Origin of the sequence: Bradyrhizobium sp. USDA 326 (assembly GCF_049739485.1) — a bacterium.
In the GTDB taxonomy this organism is placed as follows: domain Bacteria; phylum Pseudomonadota; class Alphaproteobacteria; order Rhizobiales; family Xanthobacteraceae; genus Bradyrhizobium.
Genome location: NZ_JBMGQA010000001.1, coordinates 4,825,821 through 4,842,314 on the forward strand (window position 1 = coordinate 4,825,821; position 16,494 = coordinate 4,842,314).

Sequence of the window (16,494 nt, forward strand, 5' to 3'; positions counted from 1 at the left end):
AGCATGATCGCGCCGCGGGCTCTTTGCCTCTCCCGCGAGCGTGAGCGGCGGATCGCGACAGCCTATCCGCTGCTAGGCAGCTGGGCCAGCCGGTCAAGCAGCGGACGTTGTCCTGCGTTGATCCTCTCCTTCGCCGCTTCGAGCGTGAACCATGCGGCGCGGTCGACTTCCGGGAACGTCTGCCGTTTGCCGCTGCGAGGCGGCCATTCCAACTCGAACGTGTTGCTGCGAATGCTGCCGGTGTCGATGTCGAGCTCGGCCGCGAACGCGGTGACCGACTTCCCGCCGCGTTGCTTGACCTGACCCAGCGCCATCAGAGGCATCGTCACCTCGAGGCCAAGCTCCTCGGCGAACTCTCGTCGCGCAGCGACTTCCGCATCTTCTCCGTCCTTGTACTCGCCCTTCGGGATCGACCACGCACCGAGATCCTTGTTGCGCCAGAACGGGCCCCCGGGATGAACGAGGAGAACTTCGATCTCTTCGCGCATCCGATAGGCGATGATCCCGGCACTCTTCGATGGCATCTCAGGTTCCGCAGGAAAGTGGCACGGCCTTCGCTCGGGAAAAAGTGGAACGGAGCGTTCTAGCGCAGGTTAGTAACCAACGTTCATTTGATGAAAGGGAGTGAATCATGATCCGCCTGTTGGCAACCACCGCATTAGGGCTGGTGCTGGCGAACGCCGCCTTTGCGCAATCGCCCGGCACGACCACCAAGTCTGAGCAGACGCCGCAATCACAGTCAAACTCCGCGGCACCATCCGCCACCTCGCCGTCGGGCGCGACTGACACGCAAAAGACTACATCGCAACCGCAGCAATCACCGGCGACGGGAACGTCGGCGCAGAATGCGCAGAGCACCGCGCCATCGTCTGGGGCCGCCAATTCCGGCTCCGGCACGTCGAACGCCGCGAACAGCACGGACCCCTCGCGGCCGCAGAGCGGCACGGCAAGCTCGAACACGACCGGAAACCAGCCTTCGACCCAGCAGGGCGCCAACCCGCCGCCGGCGAACACGAACCAGGCGCAGGATCGCTCCAATCCACCTTCGACGAATAACCAAGCCCAGCAGGCACCGGCCGCATCGGGAACCAACCAGGGGCAACAGGCGCCGAACGCGCCAGCCAGCAACCAGGCGCAGCGCGAGCGCACCGGCACCAGTTCACAGGCGGCCGCTCAGACGGACGTCAATCTCAACCGGCAGCAGGAAACCAACATCAGCACCTCGATCTCGCGCCTGAACGTTCGGCCGCTGACCAGCGTCAACTTCTCGCTGAATGTCGGCACCGTCGTGCCGCGCGACGTTCATCTTTCGACACTGCCGCCCGATGTCGTCGAGATCGTTCCGCAATATCGCGGCTACAGCTTTGCGCTGGTGAAAGATCAGATCGTCGTGGTCGATCCGGCCACGTACAAGATCGTGACGGTTCTGCCCTATGCGGGGCAATCCACGGCAACAAAGACAACGACCACGCGCGAGCGCAGTGCCAGCAAGTTTTCGGATCGCGATCGCGAGGTGATCCGCAAGCATGCGAAGACCCGCACCGAAGGACGGAGCGAGGCGCGCACCACCGGAAGCACCGCACGCACGGAGATCCATGTCGGTGATCGCGTCCCGGACACTGTCGAGGTCGAGGAATTCCCCAGCACGGTCTATCGGGATGCGCCTGACCTGCGGGAGTACCGCTACATCCACCGCGACACGCGGACCTATCTCATCGAGCCGCGTGAGCGTCGCGTCATCGAGGAGATCGACTGACGATGGATCTCGGAGCCACCCAAGCGCGTGGCTCCGAACACGCTAACCCGAGGGCCGTTCGCGCGATGCGAGGCGGACGGCGCGGGCTTTCGCGCTCTTTCCGGCCGCGCGCGCTGCAATCATGCTGCGCGCCTTGCCATGAGCAGAAGCGTTCTTCCGGAGCAAGGTTGCGAACCGCTTGCGGGCACGGTTCGCCGTCAGGCGCGCGGCGAGTTGTTCGGCCTTGCGCATGATGATCGTGACCGAGGGCGTCAAGTGGACCGGAACCCAGGCGACGTCCTTCGTCTTGGAGAGGCTGCCGATGCCTTCGCAGGGTGCTTCGCGCGGCAGGTCGATGCGGATCGCCAGCGCCTCCGACCGTTCGATCCAGTCTTCGGCTTTGGTGCCGGTGATGATCCGGACATAGTCGCGCGTCTCGCGCGGCAGCTCGCTCTCTCTGGCAAGCCATTTCTGGATGCGGCCGGGGCCAGCATTGTACGCCGCCGCCGCAAGGCCGAGATTGCCGAAATCGTCACGAAGCTTGCGCAGGAACTTCGCCGACGCAGGCAGGGCCTTCATCGGATCGAAGGGATCGTCGAGCCCGACCTCGGCGGCCGTCTCCGGCATGAACTGCGCGACGCCCTGCGCGCCGGCATGGCTGACCTCGTTGGACTTGAAGCGGCTCTCCTGCCAGATCAGGCGCGCGAAGAAGGGCACCGGAATGCCGCTGGACTCGGCGGCTTCACGAAGCGCGTGACAGAATTGTTCAGTTGGTGAGGCCGGCGCCTGCACCACCGGCTCGACCGCGCGCGGTGGCTCGATCACGTCCTCATAGGACGCGCGCGCGTTCGCAAGCTCGATGGCCTGCACGCTGGCGACGAAGAGGTCGACCATCGGAACAAGTGGCGAGGCATGATTGTTCTGAAGAAAGGTGGTGTGGAACGGTGAGGCTTGCCGGGATGCCGGCGGATCGAGGTCGCACATCAAAATCAGAAATGCGGCGCAAGCCGCGACGACAGATCGCATTTGCGGAGACAACCTCGAACTGTGGGATGAACGGTCGGCGATGCGCCGGCACAAGGAGTTCTTAACCGTCGGATTGCGGCAAAGCTGCGGTCTCGCCGGTTCCGTCGGTGTTACTACGGTGTTCTCGAAGAGAAACTCTCCGCGGCCTCGCGGGCCGCTTGCGAGTAGGATGCGCGATGACGATGCGATCGATGCTTGGCGCGGTGATTTCGCTGTGGCTCATCGGCCCGGCGCTCGCAGGCAATCTCGATCCGTCTGCGGTGAATGATGCTGCGCGTCCCGCCAAGCCGCCGGCGACCGACAAGCTCAGTCCGGCGGTGGTGAAGCTCCAAGTCCTGCTCGATCGTGCGCAGTTCTCGCCCGGCGAGATTGACGGCAAGCTCGGCGAGAACGCGCAGAAGGCACTCAAGGCATTCGCGGCGCAGAACGGCATCGCATCCGACAAGGCAATCGCGCCGGAGCTCTGGGACAAGCTGACGGCGGCGAGCGAGGGTCCGATCGTCGCCGGCTACGAGATCGCCGACGCTGATGTCAGAGGGCCGTTCCTGAAGGAGTTGCCGAACAAGCTCGACGACATGAAGTCGCTGAAGGCGCTGAGCTACACCAGCCCTCTCGAAGGACTTGCCGAGAAATTCCACATGAGCGCGGATCTGCTCAGGGCGCTCAACCCGGGCAAGGCCTTCGACAAGGTGGGCGAGACGATCGTCGTCGCCAACGTTCCGGCACGGCGAGAGCTGCCGCGCATGGCCCGGCTCGAGGTCGACAAGAAGAACGGGACGTTGAAGGCGTTCGACGCAAGCGGCGCTCTGCTGGCGTTCTATCCGGCGTCAGTCGGCAGTCCGGATCGCCCGACTCCGACGGGGACGCTGAAGGTCACCGGCACACACGAGAATCCGACCTATCGCTACAATCCCGACTACAAGTTCAAGAGCGTCAGATCCAAACGGCCGTTCGACATCAGGCCGGGTCCGAACAATCCCGTGGGGGCGTACTGGATCGGCCTGTCCGCGCAGGGCTATGGCATCCACGGAACGGCAGAGCCCGACAAGGTCAGCAAGTCGGCGTCCCACGGCTGCGTCAGGCTGACCAATTGGGACGCTCGCGCGCTCGGCGAGAACGTCAGGCGCGGCACGCCCGTCGTCTTCCTGGATGCGCCGACGGAATCCTCGTCGAAGCAGCAGGACAAGCCCGCTGCGAGGCGTGCCGCGAACTAGTCCTTGGGAAAATCCTTGCGCATCGCGATCTCGGCGGCATCGCCGGGCGACAGCACGGTCTGGTCGAAGGCCGGTTGTGGCCTCGTCATGATATCGTAGAGCGAGATGCCTTTGATCGGCTTGCCCATGAGCTCGCGGACGCATTCGGCGAGCGTGCCGTTGTAGACGAGATAGGGCGGGCCCCGGTCCTTCAGCCTCTCGCCCTTCAGCGACGGCCACTTCTTCAATTCGGCCGGCGCGTCATAGGCGATCGGCGCTTCCTCTTTGAACATGCCTATGGTCTCGGCGACTTGGATCGCCGGGAATCCTAGAGCCGCACCCGTTAAAGAATTAGTTCAAATCAGCCGGCACCGAAGGCGAGCAGGGTGCCGTTGGCCTTGGCCGGCGGCACGCAGATCGCGTCGCCGCTGCGGACAGCGGCTGAGCCCAGCGCCTTCTCTGTCGCCGCCAGATCGCTGCTGACCAGCACGAGCGCGGCCCCGCCGCGCTCGGAGAGATCGGTCAGCGGTACGCCGGGATAGCGTTTGCCGAGCTGGTCCAGGGTCAGATAGACGAAGTCGGCGCGATCTCCGCCGGAAGGCACTGTCACCGCGCCGTCCGCCTCGGGCTTCGGCGCGCGGTCGATGAGCCGGCCGAGATGCGCAGCTTCCTCCGTCGGCTCGGGCGTTGCGATCAGCGTCTGCTTGATCCGCCTGGCCGCATTGGCGTGCTGCATCAGTTCGGGAATCCACACGGTCTCCCGCGTCTTGTGCTGGCACGCGAAGATGCGCACGCCGCCGGGCGCTTCCGCGGTCGGCCACATGAAGGTGCGGAATTTCGCCGCCGCGACCGTGCCGTCGGGCAGAGTCACCGGCCGTTCGAAATCGGTCGGGCCGATCGGCGTCAGGCCCCGTGCGCGGATCTCTTCGGCGCCGGCGGCGGAATCGACCGCAGTGAAAGCGATGCGCTCGATGCCTTCGCCACGCTTGTCGAGAAAGGCGCGCGCCGGCGCGTTCTGTTCGGTCGCAGCGAGCACGCCGAGCAGCTCCATATAGTCGGGGTCGAACATGATGGTGTAGTTGCCGGTGCCCATATGCGCGCTGTGCGTGCCGCGCGGCGACACCGTGAAGCCGAGCTGCCGGTAGTTCTCGGCGGCCTTGTCGAGGTCTTTCACCATGACCACGGCGTGGTCGATACCGATGACGTTCTTGAGGGCCACTGTTCTTTCCCCGATTGCAAGCTGATTTTGGGCCGCGCCGGCGGCTGCCGGTCATGTCTACGCCGGTTAGGCGGTCAAGTCATTTTCAATTCAGCGGCAGATGCGGAATTTCATTCCGCGCAACGCATCCTCGTGCGAGGCGGATCAGCGCGCCTGCGCAAGATAGGCGGCGAGGACGGCGCGCTCCTCGCTGGTCATCTCGGTGATGTTGCCCGGCGGCATGGCATTCGACCAGGCCGCGACACGGCCGATCAGGCGGATGTTGCGATGGATGTGCTCGGGCGCGTCGAGCAGGATGCCTTTCGGGGCGGTCGCGATGCCGGCCCAGACCGGCTCGGCCGCGTGGCACATGCTGCAGCGGGACATCACGATCTCCTCGACATTGGCGAGCGTCGGCTGCGCTGGCAGCGCGCCGGTCTTCATCTCGCGCGGGCCGGCCGCGGAGAGGAACAAGATCGCGACCATGCCGACTGCCGCCACGCCCCACACCCACCACGGCGATTCGCGCCCCGCGTGCCGTTCGTTGAAGAAGTGGCGGATCACCGGCCCCAGCGCCAGGATGATCGCGACGATGATCCAGTTGAAGCGCGTGGCGTAGAGCAGGGGATAGTGGTTGCTGATCATCAGCACGACGACGGGGAGCGTCAGATAATTGTTGTGGACCGAACGCTCCTTGCTGGCCTTGCCGAGCTTCGGATCGGGCGCCTGGCCCGCGATCAGGCTGGCCACGATTTTCTTCTGGTTCGGGATGATCAGCGCGAAGACGTTGGCGACCATGATGGTGCCGATGATCGCGCCGATCTGGTTGAAGGCGCCGCGGCCGCTCAGCACGTGGGTGAAGGCGTAAGTCAGCGCGACCAGGAACAGATAGCCGCCGATGGCAAAGGGCAATTCGTGCTGCGCAAGCCCGGTGCGACAGGCGGCTTCATAGAGCAGCCACGCCAGCGCGAGGCTGCAGAAGCTGAACAGCCCGGCCTGGAACGGCGTGATGTCGAGAATCGCCTTGTCGACCAGGAACAGGTCGGCCTCGAGATAGTAAACCACCACCATCAGCGCGAAGCCGGACAGCCAGGTGGTGTAGGCTTCCCATTTGAACCAGGTCAGCTCGTCCGGCATCTGGCTTGGGGCCACCAGATACTTCATGATCCGGTAGAAGCCGCCGCCATGGACCTGCCAGGCCTCGCCCTGCACGCCGTCGGGCAGGTCGCGTCTAGGCTTGAGGCTGAGATCGAGGGCGATGAAATAGAAGGAACTGCCGATCCAGGCGATCGCCGCCACCACGTGCAGCCAGCGCAGCAGCAGGCTCGCCCATTCCGATATGACGGATCCCCACATGATCTTCCCATCAGTCACGACAGCGATGTCGCAGCTTTGATGACCGCAACCGAACCCTTACAATGTGTCGCATCTATCTGCGGTGTTTTCCAGTACGATGGGTGCACCTGATGCACATCGTGCGGGCATGAGCTGACGTCGAATGCGGCGGGTGTTTGACTTGCCGCAGAACGTTTGCGGAAGAATGGCGTTGACGACCTGTACGTCCAGGTGGGGAGAAGGCGACGTGAAGAACAGGACTCCGTACGCGGCGATATCCGCGGGGCTGCTGGCTGCAGTTGCGGCCGGCGCGCAGGCCGAGCCGGTGTTGCAGGGCAAGGACGCCTATGGCGACTGGCGGGCCGACAGGCCCGGCACCGTCAGGTTGATCCAGCCGCACGATCTGGTCAGGCCCGGCGCCACGCGCTCGGTTGCGAGTTCCGCGCGCGTCGTGCCGCGTCCGCATGAAGCCTCGCCCCAGGTGCCGGCGGGCTTCAAGATCGAGCTGTTCGCCGAAGGCCTGCGCGCGCCGCGCATCATCCGCGTGGCGCCGAACGGCGACGTCTTCGTCGCGGAGACACGGGCCGGTAACATCCGCGTGTTGCGCGCCGGGGAGGACGGCAAGGTCGCGACCAACGAGGTGTTTGCCAGCGGATTGCGACAGCCGTTCGGCATCGCCTTCTTTCCGAACGGCGACAATCCGCAATGGGTCTATGTCGCCAACACCGACAGCGTCGTCCGCTTTCCCTATCAAGCCGGCGATCTCAAGGCGCGCGGCAAGGCGGAGACGATCGTGGCAAGCCTGCCGCATGACGGCGGCCATTCCACGCGCGACATCGCCTTCACGCTCGACAACAGGCGCATGCTGGTCTCGGTCGGCTCGCTCAGCAACGTTGCCGAAGGCATGGGCACGCCGCCGGGCGGAATGGAGGCGTGGTCGAGAGCGCAACCGCTCGGCGCAGCGTGGGCGAGCGAGACCGAGCGCGGCACCGTGCTGGCCTTCAATCCCGACGGCAAGGAGCGGAAGATCTACGCCACCGGCCTCCGCAACTGCGTCGGCCTCGCAATCCAGCCGCAGAGCGGTCTGCCCTGGTGCTCGACCAACGAGCGCGACGGCCTCGGCGACGATCTCGTGCCCGATTACGTGACCAGCGTGAAGCAGGGCGCGTTCTACGGCTGGCCCTGGTTCTACATCGGCGGCAACGAGGACCCGCGCCACGCCGGCGCGCGCCCAGACCTCAAGGACAAGGTGACGGTGCCGGACGTGCTCATACAGTCGCACTCGGCCTCGCTCGGCATGACCTTCTATCAGGGCACGCAGTTTCCGTCCGAATACCAGGGTGACGCCTTCGCCGCTCAGCATGGCTCCTGGAACCGCTCGAAGCGCACCGGCTATAAGGTGATCCGCATCCGGATGAAAGACGGCAAGCCGACCGGCGAGTATGAGGATTTCGTCACGGGATTCGTCGTGAGCGACTCGGAGGTGTGGGGGCGTCCGGTCGGCGTCGCCGTGGCGAAGGATGGATCGCTGCTCGTTTCGGAAGATGGCAACGGCACGATCTGGCGGGTGACATATTCGCGGTGACCGAGCATGCTTCGCGTCTCCCCGCACGCGGCAGGGAAATCGCATTTGAATTCTGCAGAGGTCGTCATGCCCGGGCTTGTCCCGGGCATCCACGTTCTGTGTGCTGTGTGGAAAGGCGAGGATGGCCGGGACCAAGCCCGGCCACGACGTTGTGGAGACAGCCGGTGCCCATAGCCACATCTCATATGCGATAGCGCTGCCGCGTGCGGGGAGAGGGAGAAGAACGACCTACCCCCGTCGCACGCTGGCACCACCATCCACCGGCAGCGTCACACCCGTAATGAAGTTCGCCTCGTCGGATGCCAGAAACAGCGCGGCGTTTGCGACGTCCCATCCGGTGCCCATCTTCCTGCGCAGCGGCACCTTGCTGTCGCGCTCGGCTTCGACCTCGGCGCGGGTCTTGTGCCATTCGCGGGCGCGGGTGTCGACGGCCATCGGTGTGTTCATCAGGCCGGGCAGGATGACATTGGCACGGATGCCGTACTCGGCGTTCTGATACGCCAGCTGTTCGGTGAAGGCGATCATCGCCGACTTGGTCGCCTTGTAGGCGACATAAGGATACGTCGTGATCGCGGCCATCGAGGAGATGTTGATGATTGCGCCGCCTCTCTGCGCGCGCATGATCGGGATCACTTCCTTCGCGGCGAGTATGCAGCTCTTCAAATTGATGGCGACGACGCGGTCGAACGCCTCCTCGGTCAGCTGCAGCAGCTCGGCGTCGCCGCCGGCGAGGCTGACGCCGACATTATTATGCAGCACGTCGATCCGGCCCCAGCGCGACTGCGTCTCGACCACCATCGTCTTGATGTCGGCAGCTTTGGTCACATCGGCCTCGAAGGCCGCGGCGGTGCCATGTTTCGCGGTGATCATCGCCACCGTTTCCTGCGCCGACTCCAGATGATGGTCGACGCACAAGACCTTCGCTCCCTCGCGCGCGAAGGTGAGCGCGGTGGCGCGGCCATTGCCCATGCCTTCGCCGGGACTTTGCCCGGCCCCGACGACGATCGCGACCTTGTCCTTCAAGCGCATCACAGCTCACTCCCCGGTACGGGCACCATTCGTCCCATTATTTTCGTGCAGATTAGCAATCGCCCCGTCCGGAGAGAAGCGCGCGGCTCCTGCGTACATGTCATTGACATCACATGGAATTGCATGCTGCGGCCGGCCTGTCGCGCATGACTGACCCTTGCAGTCCAGGAACCGTTCTGAGGCCTCGGCGTTTGCTGCCGGAGCCTTTCCCGCGCTAGGCTCAGTCCCGGGGCTTCCCAACTACCAGTGGCTTGCCGATGAATCTGCTCGATCCGCAAGGGCCCGTGGCCGCGGGCAACAGCACCATCCTGGTCGATTCCGTCTTCATCATGCTCGTGATCGTGGTACCCACCATCATCGCGATCCTCGGCTTTGCTTTCTGGTTTCGCGCCTCGAATCCGAAAGCGCGTTACCAGCCCCACTTCGTCTATTCCGGCCGGGTGGAAATGGTGGTGTGGTCGATCCCTGCACTCACGGTCATCCTGCTCGGCGGCGTTGCCTGGATCGGCTCGCATCAGCTCGATCCGGCCGCGCCCGTGCCGGGCACCGGAAGTCCGGTGCGGATACAGGCCGTTTCGCTCGACTGGAAATGGCTGTTCATCTATCCGGACCAGCGCATCGCCACCATCAACACGTTGACGGTGCCCGCGGGCGCCGAGCTGAATTTCCAGCTGACATCGTCGAGCGTGATGAACACGTTCTTCATCCCGCAGCTTGGCAGCATGATCTACACCATGAACGGCATGGTGACGAAGCTGAACCTGCGCGCCGACAATGAAGGCAAGCTCCAGGGCCTGTCCGCGCATTTCTCCGGCGACGGTTTTCCCGACATGATGTTCGACGTCAACGTGGTCTCGCCGCTCGCCTTTCCGGAATGGGTCGCGACCACGGCGAGGACGGATGCGGTGCTGAATGCGGACACATACAAGAAGCTGATGCAGCAGGGCATCGAGAAGGGCCGGCCTGTCTACCGCCTGGACGATCCGCGGCTGTTCGACCTGATCGCGAGCCAGCACATTCCGCCGGGGCCGGGGCCGGAGCTCGCATCCGAAGCGGGCCGTCCGCACAGTGGAGGCCATGATGCTCGGTAAGCTCGATTGGTCGGCCATTCCGATTGATCAACCGATTCCGCTCGTCGCCGGCGCGGTGGTGCTGGTCGCAATCCTCGGCGTCTTGACCTGGGTCGTGGTGAAGGGACATCTGCCCTATCTCTGGAGCGAATGGATCACCAGCGTCGATCACAAGCGCATCGGCGTCATGTACATCCTGCTGGCTTCGGTGATGCTGCTGCGCGGCGGCAGCGACGCCATCATGATGCGGATCCAGCAGGCGGTGGCCTATCAGTCGCAGGGCTACCTGCCCCCCGAGCACTACAACCAGATCTTCTCGGCGCACGGCACCATCATGATCTTCTTCGTGGCGATGCCGTTCGTGATCGGGCTGATGAACCTCGTCGTGCCGCTCCAGCTCGGCGTGCGCGACGTCGCGTTTCCGACGCTCAATTCGGTCGGCTTCTGGCTGACCGCGACCGGGGCGCTGCTGGTCAACGTCTCGCTCGTGGTCGGGGAGTTCGCGCGCACCGGCTGGCTCGCCTTTCCGCCGCTGTCGGAGCTGGCCTACTCGCCCGGTGTCGGCGTCGACTATTACGCCTGGTCGCTGCAGATCTCCGGTGTCGGGACGCTGGTGGCCGGCATCAATCTCGTCACGACCGTGCTCAAGCTGCGCACGAGGGGCATGAACTATCTGCGCATGCCGATGTTCTGCTGGACCACGCTGGCCTCGAACCTTCTCATCGTCGCGGCCTTTCCGATCCTCACCGCCACGCTCGCGATGCTGCTGCTCGACCGCTATCTCGGCTTCCACTTCTTCACCAACGAGGCCGGCGGCAACGTCATGATGTTCATGAACCTGATCTGGGCCTGGGGCCATCCCGAGGTCTACATCCTGGTGCTGCCCGCCTTCGGCATCTTCTCCGAGGTGGTCTCGACCTTCTCCGGCAAGGCGCTGTTCGGCTATCGCTCCATGGTGCTGGCGACCATGGCGATCTGCGTCATCTCCTTCATGGTCTGGCTGCACCATTTCTTCACGATGGGGGCGGGGCCCGACGTCAACGCCATCTTCGGTATCGCCAGCATGATCATTGCGATACCGACCGGCGTGAAGATCTACAATTGGCTGTTCACGATGTATGGCGGCCGCATCCGTTTTGCGACGCCGATGCTGTGGTCGGTCGGCTTCATGGTCACCTTCATCATCGGCGGATTGACGGGCGTCCTCGTCGCGGTGCCGCCGGCCGACTTCATGCTCCACAACAGCATGTTCCTGGTTGCGCACTTCCACAACGTCATCATCGGCGGCGTGCTGTTCGGCGCCTTCGCCGGCTTCGAATACTGGTTTCCGAAGGCGTTCGGCTTTCGCCTCGACGAGCGCTGGGGCAAGGCCGCGTTCTGGTTCACCTTCCTCGGCTTCTACGTCACCTTCATGCCGCTCTACATCGCCGGCATGCTCGGCATGACGCGCCGAATGCAACACTACGACGTCGCGTCCTGGCGGCCCTGGATGATCGTTGCGGCGGTCGGCGTGGCCGTGCTGTCGATCGGCGTGATCTGCCAGATCGTGCAGCTCGTGGTCAGCATCCGCAACCGCGAGGCGTTGCGCGACCGCACCGGCGATCCCTGGGACGGGCGCTCGCTGGAATGGGCGACGTCGTCGCCGCCCCCGGTGTTCAATTTCGCCTTCAATCCCGATGTGCGCGGCGAGGACGCCTATTGGGAGATGAAGGCCCGCGCCCGGCAGCAATCGCTCGAGCACGAAGTGCCCGAATATCAGGACATCGAGATGCCCCGCAATTCGCCGACCGGCTTCGTCTGCGCGTTCTTCGCCACCATCATGGGCTTTGCGCTGATCTGGCACATCTGGTGGATGGTGATCCTGGGCGGCATCGGCGCGTTCGCGACCTTCGTCGTGTTCGCCTGGCGCGACCATGACGAATACGTCATCCCGGCCGAACAGGTCGCGGCAATCGACCGCGTCAATATCGAGGAACGGCGCAGCCTCGTCAGCATGGCGGGGGCGGTCTGATGGCGATGACCGCGACCGCTGGCCACGCGCACGCCGATCCCCATCACATCGGGCTCGTTATCGAGCATCCCGGACCCGCGCCGAAGCGGATCGTGACCGCCTACGGCTTCTGGATCTTCCTGCTCTCCGACATCGTGATGTTCTCTTGTTTTTTCGCCGCCTATGCCGTGCTCTCCGGCCAGACTGCCGGCGGCCCGAAGGGCGCGGAGATATTCGAGCAGAGGAATGTCGCGATCGAGACGGTCTGCCTGCTGCTCTCGAGCTTCACCTGCGGCATGGCCAGTATCGCCGCCGACGTACGCAACCGGTTCTGGTTCTATCTCGGCATGACCGTGACCTGCGTGCTCGGGCTGATATTCCTCGTGCTCGAGTTCCGCGAATTCGCCGACCTTGTCGCCCGCGGCTACGGTCCGTCGCGCAGCGCGTTCCTGACCGCGTTCTTCTCGCTGGTCGGCTGCCACGGGCTGCACGTCTCGGCCGGCGTGCTCTGGCTGCTCACCATGATGGCCCAGGTCTTTGCGAAAGGCTTTCGCGCCGACGTGCTGCGGCGGATGATGTGCTTTGCGCTGTTCTGGCACGCACTCGACATCATCTGGGTCGGGGTGTTCTCCGTCGTCTACCTGCTTGGGGGTGCCCCATGAGCGATCAGACGCATATTCCGGCCGGGCACGACCTCGCACCGGGCGAGGAAGAGCAGCATGGCGTCGGTGAGCGGATCCTGGGCTATGTCGTCGGTCTTGTTCTGGCGCTGTTGCTCACGGCGACGTCGTTCTTCATCGCCGGCACCGACCTGGTCTGGCAGCCCTCGATTCCGGTCGCGCTGATCGTGCTTGCGATCGCACAGATGGGTGTGCATCTCGTGTTTTTCCTGCACATCACCACGGGGCCCGACAACACCAACAACGTGCTGGCGCTCGCCTTCGGGCTGCTGGTCGTCTTCCTGGTGGTGGGCGGGACGGTGTGGATCATGGCGCATCTCAATGCGAACATGCCGCCGATGGACCAGATCATGCGGATGCAGTGATAGACCCGCACAGAAAAGAACGGCCGCTTGCTCGTGACAAGCGGCCAAGTCTAGGGAGGAAACGCCCGAGCAAAGACAATCGGGCCGGAGCCGGATTGTTGCCAAGGAAACGCTCGCGCAAGGCGCTCGCGTACGCATACAAATGCAGCAACTGCCGACGAAGTTCAATCCCGGATCAATACGTAGTCGGAATACTACTCACAGGTGCGGAACTCGCCCGTTCATTTTGGCCGGCGGCAATTATAGGCCTTGCGGAAGCCGGCGGCCTGGGCGTCGTCCTCCGAGCAGAACCAGCGGTCGGGTCTCGTGGTCGCGGGATAGCTCGGGCAACCGCGCAAATGATAGATGCCGATATTGCCGGTCACGCGGGCGCGCACCGCAAGCTTGCCCTTGATGCTGCAGCTGGGCGGCATCGTCAGTTCCTCCGGGAACAGCACGGCGCGAATCTCCTTGTCGCGGTCGGGCCGGCAGGCGGTGCCCAGGAGCGTGCCGTCTTTCTTGCCGGCGCGAAAATCTTGCGGTGCAACAAAACAGCCCTTCCAGATTCCGGCGGCGGCTGTCCTGGCTTCGGCCGCGACGGGCTTGACGTTGGCCTTGATCGGCTCCCGGGCGACGGCAAAGCCGAGCCTGACCAGCTGTTCGTTCAAGGTCGACTTGTCGCCCTCGGCCGTGCAGATCGCCCGGTGCCGCTTGCCAAAGCTCTTTTCCGGCCCGACATCGTCACAGCGCACCACGCGTCCCTTGATCAGCTTCGTGAGCTGATCGCGGGCCTCGATGCCGCAGGTCCAGGCATCGGCGTGATCGTCGATGCAGACCTGGTCCAGCTCGGGCGCATCGACGCCGTCCAGCCGATAGATCACGTCGCCGAGCTGGATGGAGTTGCCGTCGCGGGCCGTCGCGGCGCCGGTCAGCGCCGAGGCAGGGTTGGAGGTGCCCAGAAATCCGGACAAGGCGAAAAACGAAACGAGCGCAAAAGCGCGGGCGCTGGCAAAGAAATTTCGGAAGGACATACGGTCTCGCTATCGATGGCTCGTGCGTCTCGTTCCTAGCATCGGGATGTGGCGATACCAATGGTCTGCACCCTGCGAAGTGTGACATTCCGGCCTCGCGGCTTTACTCGGCCGTCGCTCTGACCCTATCGTTCGCCGGCCTCGCTAGCCGCGAAAGGCCGAATCGCCCGGGAAGCGGCGAGGGGGAGGAAGAAGTTGCGATGAAAGACCCCGTGGACGTCCTGATCATCGGCGCCGGCGCTTCAGGCGCGGCGGTGGCGTGGTCGCTGGCCGAGACCAAGATGCACGTCCTCTGCCTGGAGCAGGGCGGCTGGATGAACCCAGCGGAATATCCCAGCACCGGCCGGGATTGGGAGGCCAAATTCTACGGCGAGTGGTCGTCGAGCCCCAATGTCCGCGGCCGCCCCGAGGACTACCCGATCAACGACGACAACTCCCCGATCAAGGTCGTCAACTACAATGCGGTCGGCGGCTCAACCGTGATGTACACCGCGCATTGGCCGCGGCTGCATCCCTCCGATTTCAAGGTGAAGACGCTCGACGGCGTCGCCGACGACTGGCCGATCGACTACGACGCGCTGACCCCGTTCTTCGAAGAGAACGACCGCATGATGGGTACGTCCGGCCTGTCAGGTGATCCGCTTTCCCCGCTGACGCATCCGCCGATGCCGCAGCAGCCGATGGGATTGTCCGGCGCCATCATCGGCAAGGCCATGAACAAGCTCGGGTGGCACTGGTGGCCGTCGGATACAACGGTCGCGACCATGGACTATGAGGGCCGGGCGCGCTGCATCAATCTCGGCCATTGCACGCCGGCCTGCGCGCAAGGCGCAAAGTCCTCCACCGACATCACCTATTGGCCGCATGCGATCCGCGCCGGGGTCGAGTTGCGCACCCATTGCCGCGTGCGGGAGATCACCACCGACGAGAACGGCATGGCTTCGGGCGTCGTCTACTACGACAAGGACGGCGTCGAGCAGTTTCAGCCCGCGCACGTCGTCATCATCGCCTGCAACGGCGTGGGCACGCCGCGCCTGCTTTTGAACTCGGCCTCGGGGCGCTTTCCCAATGGGCTTGCAAATTCGTCCGGCCTCGTCGGCAAGAACCTGATGTTTCATCCCTATGCGCAGATATACGGATTTGTGAAGGAGCCGACCGACAGCAATCGTGCGCCGCCGACCTGCCTGTGGAGCAAGGAGTTTTACGACACCGACCTGTCGCGCGGTTTCGTGCGCGGCTACGGCATCCAATTCGGCCGCGGCGCGGGGCCGGTGTTCGAGGCGGTCGCGAGCGAGCAGAAAGGCATTCTGCCATGGGGCGCCGACCATCATCGCGTGTTCCGCAAGCTCAACGGTCATCGGCTTGCGGTGTCGGCGATCTGCGAGGATCTGCCCGAGGAGCACAACCGCGTCACGCTCGATCCCGTGCTGAAGGACAGTCACGGAATCCCCGCGCCGAAGGTCGACTATACGATCAGCGAGAACAGCCGGAAAATGATGGAGCACGGGCTGGCGCGCGGGCGGGAGATTCTCGAGACCGCCGGTGCGACCGACATCTGCATCAACAATCCGATCCCCTGGGGCGGGTGGCATCTCCTCGGCACCGCGCGGATGGGCACCGATCCCGAACGTTCCGTGGTCAACGAATGGGGCCGCTCGCACGACGTGAAGAACCTCTTCATCGTCGACGGCAGCATCTTCGTCACCTCGGGCGGCGTGAACCCGACGTCCACCATCCAGGCCCTCGCGCTCTACATCGCCGACCAGATGAAGCAGCGCCTCGCCAATTTGTTCGATTGAGGTCGTGATGTCCGCAGACAATCAACTGACACGCAGGCAGCGCGATGACCTGCGCACCATCGCCGCAATGATCATTCCTGCCAGCGACGAGTACAAGGTGCCGGGCGCCGATGATCCCGTGATCCAGGCCGACATGCTGGCAACGCTCGGCCGTGACACCAGATTGGTGGCGGCGGCACTGGATCATCTGGCGCGCCTCGCCGGAGAGCCGCTCTCCGAGCTCGATGCCAAAAGGCGCGATGCGGTGGCGCAGGAGTTTCGCAACAGCGGCGGCGTCGCCGCGGCAACGCTCGTCCGTGTCGTGCTGCAATGCTACTACCGCGACGACCGCGTGCTGGGTTCGCTCGGAATCGAGCTGCGCGCGCCGTTCCCCAGGGGCCATGTGCTTCCGGATGGGGACTGGACGCTGCTCGACCCGGTCAAGGCAAGAGGCGGTTCGCTGAGGCGAGCGCCCTAGCCATCTGGGCAGTCCAGCCCTG

At 64.3% G+C, this 16,494-nt stretch carries 16 protein-coding genes; 9 read left to right on the forward strand and 7 right to left on the reverse strand.

Annotation, left to right across the window (positions count from 1 at the left end; genetic code table 11):
* Window positions 1–62: 62 nt before the first annotated feature.
* On the reverse strand, window positions 63–524 hold the full coding sequence (locus ABIG06_RS22770) for an NUDIX domain-containing protein (RefSeq protein ID WP_124159586.1): 462 nt from the start codon (window positions 522–524) through the stop codon (window positions 63–65).
* A gap of 107 nt (window positions 525–631) precedes the next feature.
* Between ABIG06_RS22770 and ABIG06_RS22775 the strand changes: the two genes are divergently transcribed.
* Window positions 632–1,756, forward strand: coding sequence for a DUF1236 domain-containing protein (locus tag ABIG06_RS22775; protein WP_370138706.1), 1,125 nt, complete (start codon window positions 632–634; stop codon window positions 1,754–1,756).
* Window positions 1,757–1,798: 42 nt separating this feature from the next.
* Here the strand turns inward: ABIG06_RS22775 and ABIG06_RS22780 are convergent, their stop codons facing one another.
* Window positions 1,799–2,761, reverse strand: a complete 963-nt coding sequence (locus ABIG06_RS22780; RefSeq protein WP_370138707.1) for a lytic transglycosylase domain-containing protein — start codon at window positions 2,759–2,761, stop codon at window positions 1,799–1,801.
* 182 nt (window positions 2,762–2,943) lie between these two features.
* On the opposite strand from ABIG06_RS22780, the gene ABIG06_RS22785 reads away from it, so the two are divergent.
* Window positions 2,944–3,975, forward strand: a complete 1,032-nt coding sequence (locus ABIG06_RS22785; protein WP_370140891.1) for a L,D-transpeptidase family protein — start codon at window positions 2,944–2,946, stop codon at window positions 3,973–3,975.
* On the opposite strand, the gene ABIG06_RS22790 is transcribed toward ABIG06_RS22785, so the two are convergent.
* From ABIG06_RS22790 to ABIG06_RS22800, 3 genes are all read right to left on the reverse strand, one after another.
* Window positions 3,972–4,247: a hypothetical protein gene (locus tag ABIG06_RS22790; RefSeq protein WP_370138708.1), complete on the reverse strand. Its 276-nt coding sequence runs from the start codon at window positions 4,245–4,247 to the stop codon at window positions 3,972–3,974. The two genes, ABIG06_RS22785 and ABIG06_RS22790, sit on opposite strands and share 4 nt — an antisense overlap.
* A 68-nt stretch (window positions 4,248–4,315) precedes the next feature.
* Window positions 4,316–5,173, reverse strand: coding sequence for a VOC family protein (locus ABIG06_RS22795; RefSeq protein ID WP_370138709.1), 858 nt, complete (start codon window positions 5,171–5,173; stop codon window positions 4,316–4,318).
* Window positions 5,174–5,317: 144 nt separating this feature from the next.
* Entirely contained in the window at window positions 5,318–6,508 is a 1,191-nt protein-coding gene (locus ABIG06_RS22800) for a urate hydroxylase PuuD (protein ID WP_370138710.1), read from the reverse strand.
* A 226-nt stretch (window positions 6,509–6,734) separates the two neighbouring features.
* Between ABIG06_RS22800 and ABIG06_RS22805 the strand changes: the two genes are divergently transcribed.
* Window positions 6,735–8,072, forward strand: coding sequence for a PQQ-dependent sugar dehydrogenase (locus ABIG06_RS22805; RefSeq protein WP_370138711.1), 1,338 nt, complete (start codon window positions 6,735–6,737; stop codon window positions 8,070–8,072).
* A gap of 228 nt (window positions 8,073–8,300) precedes the next feature.
* On the opposite strand, the gene ABIG06_RS22810 is transcribed toward ABIG06_RS22805, so the two are convergent.
* Complete coding sequence (locus ABIG06_RS22810; RefSeq protein WP_370138712.1) at window positions 8,301–9,101, reverse strand: SDR family NAD(P)-dependent oxidoreductase; 801 nt, start codon at window positions 9,099–9,101, stop codon at window positions 8,301–8,303.
* Window positions 9,102–9,358: 257 nt separating this feature from the next.
* On the opposite strand from ABIG06_RS22810, the gene ABIG06_RS22815 reads away from it, so the two are divergent.
* From ABIG06_RS22815 to cyoD, 4 genes are read left to right on the forward strand one after another with little or no spacing between them, the layout of a single operon-like run.
* Complete coding sequence (locus ABIG06_RS22815; RefSeq protein WP_370138713.1) at window positions 9,359–10,192, forward strand: cytochrome ubiquinol oxidase subunit II; 834 nt, start codon at window positions 9,359–9,361, stop codon at window positions 10,190–10,192.
* Complete coding sequence (gene cyoB, locus ABIG06_RS22820; RefSeq protein WP_370140892.1) at window positions 10,182–12,182, forward strand: cytochrome o ubiquinol oxidase subunit I; 2,001 nt, start codon at window positions 10,182–10,184, stop codon at window positions 12,180–12,182. The genes ABIG06_RS22815 and cyoB overlap by 11 nt, the downstream gene beginning before the upstream one ends.
* A complete protein-coding gene (locus ABIG06_RS22825; RefSeq protein ID WP_124159576.1) occupies window positions 12,182–12,823 on the forward strand; it encodes a cytochrome (ubi)quinol oxidase subunit III in 642 nt (213 codons plus the stop codon). The genes cyoB and ABIG06_RS22825 overlap by 1 nt, the downstream gene beginning before the upstream one ends.
* Window positions 12,820–13,206, forward strand: coding sequence for a cytochrome o ubiquinol oxidase subunit IV (gene cyoD, locus ABIG06_RS22830; protein WP_124159575.1), 387 nt, complete (start codon window positions 12,820–12,822; stop codon window positions 13,204–13,206). The genes ABIG06_RS22825 and cyoD overlap by 4 nt, the downstream gene beginning before the upstream one ends.
* Before the next feature lie 221 nt (window positions 13,207–13,427).
* On the opposite strand, the gene ABIG06_RS22835 is transcribed toward cyoD, so the two are convergent.
* A complete protein-coding gene (locus tag ABIG06_RS22835) occupies window positions 13,428–14,216 on the reverse strand; it encodes a thermonuclease family protein (protein ID WP_370138714.1) in 789 nt (262 codons plus the stop codon).
* 200 nt (window positions 14,217–14,416) lie between these two features.
* Between ABIG06_RS22835 and ABIG06_RS22840 the strand changes: the two genes are divergently transcribed.
* A complete protein-coding gene (locus ABIG06_RS22840; protein ID WP_124159573.1) occupies window positions 14,417–16,015 on the forward strand; it encodes a GMC family oxidoreductase in 1,599 nt (532 codons plus the stop codon).
* 7 nt (window positions 16,016–16,022) lie between these two features.
* On the forward strand, window positions 16,023–16,472 hold the full coding sequence (locus ABIG06_RS22845) for a hypothetical protein (RefSeq protein WP_370138715.1): 450 nt from the start codon (window positions 16,023–16,025) through the stop codon (window positions 16,470–16,472).
* Window positions 16,473–16,494 lie beyond the last annotated feature (22 nt).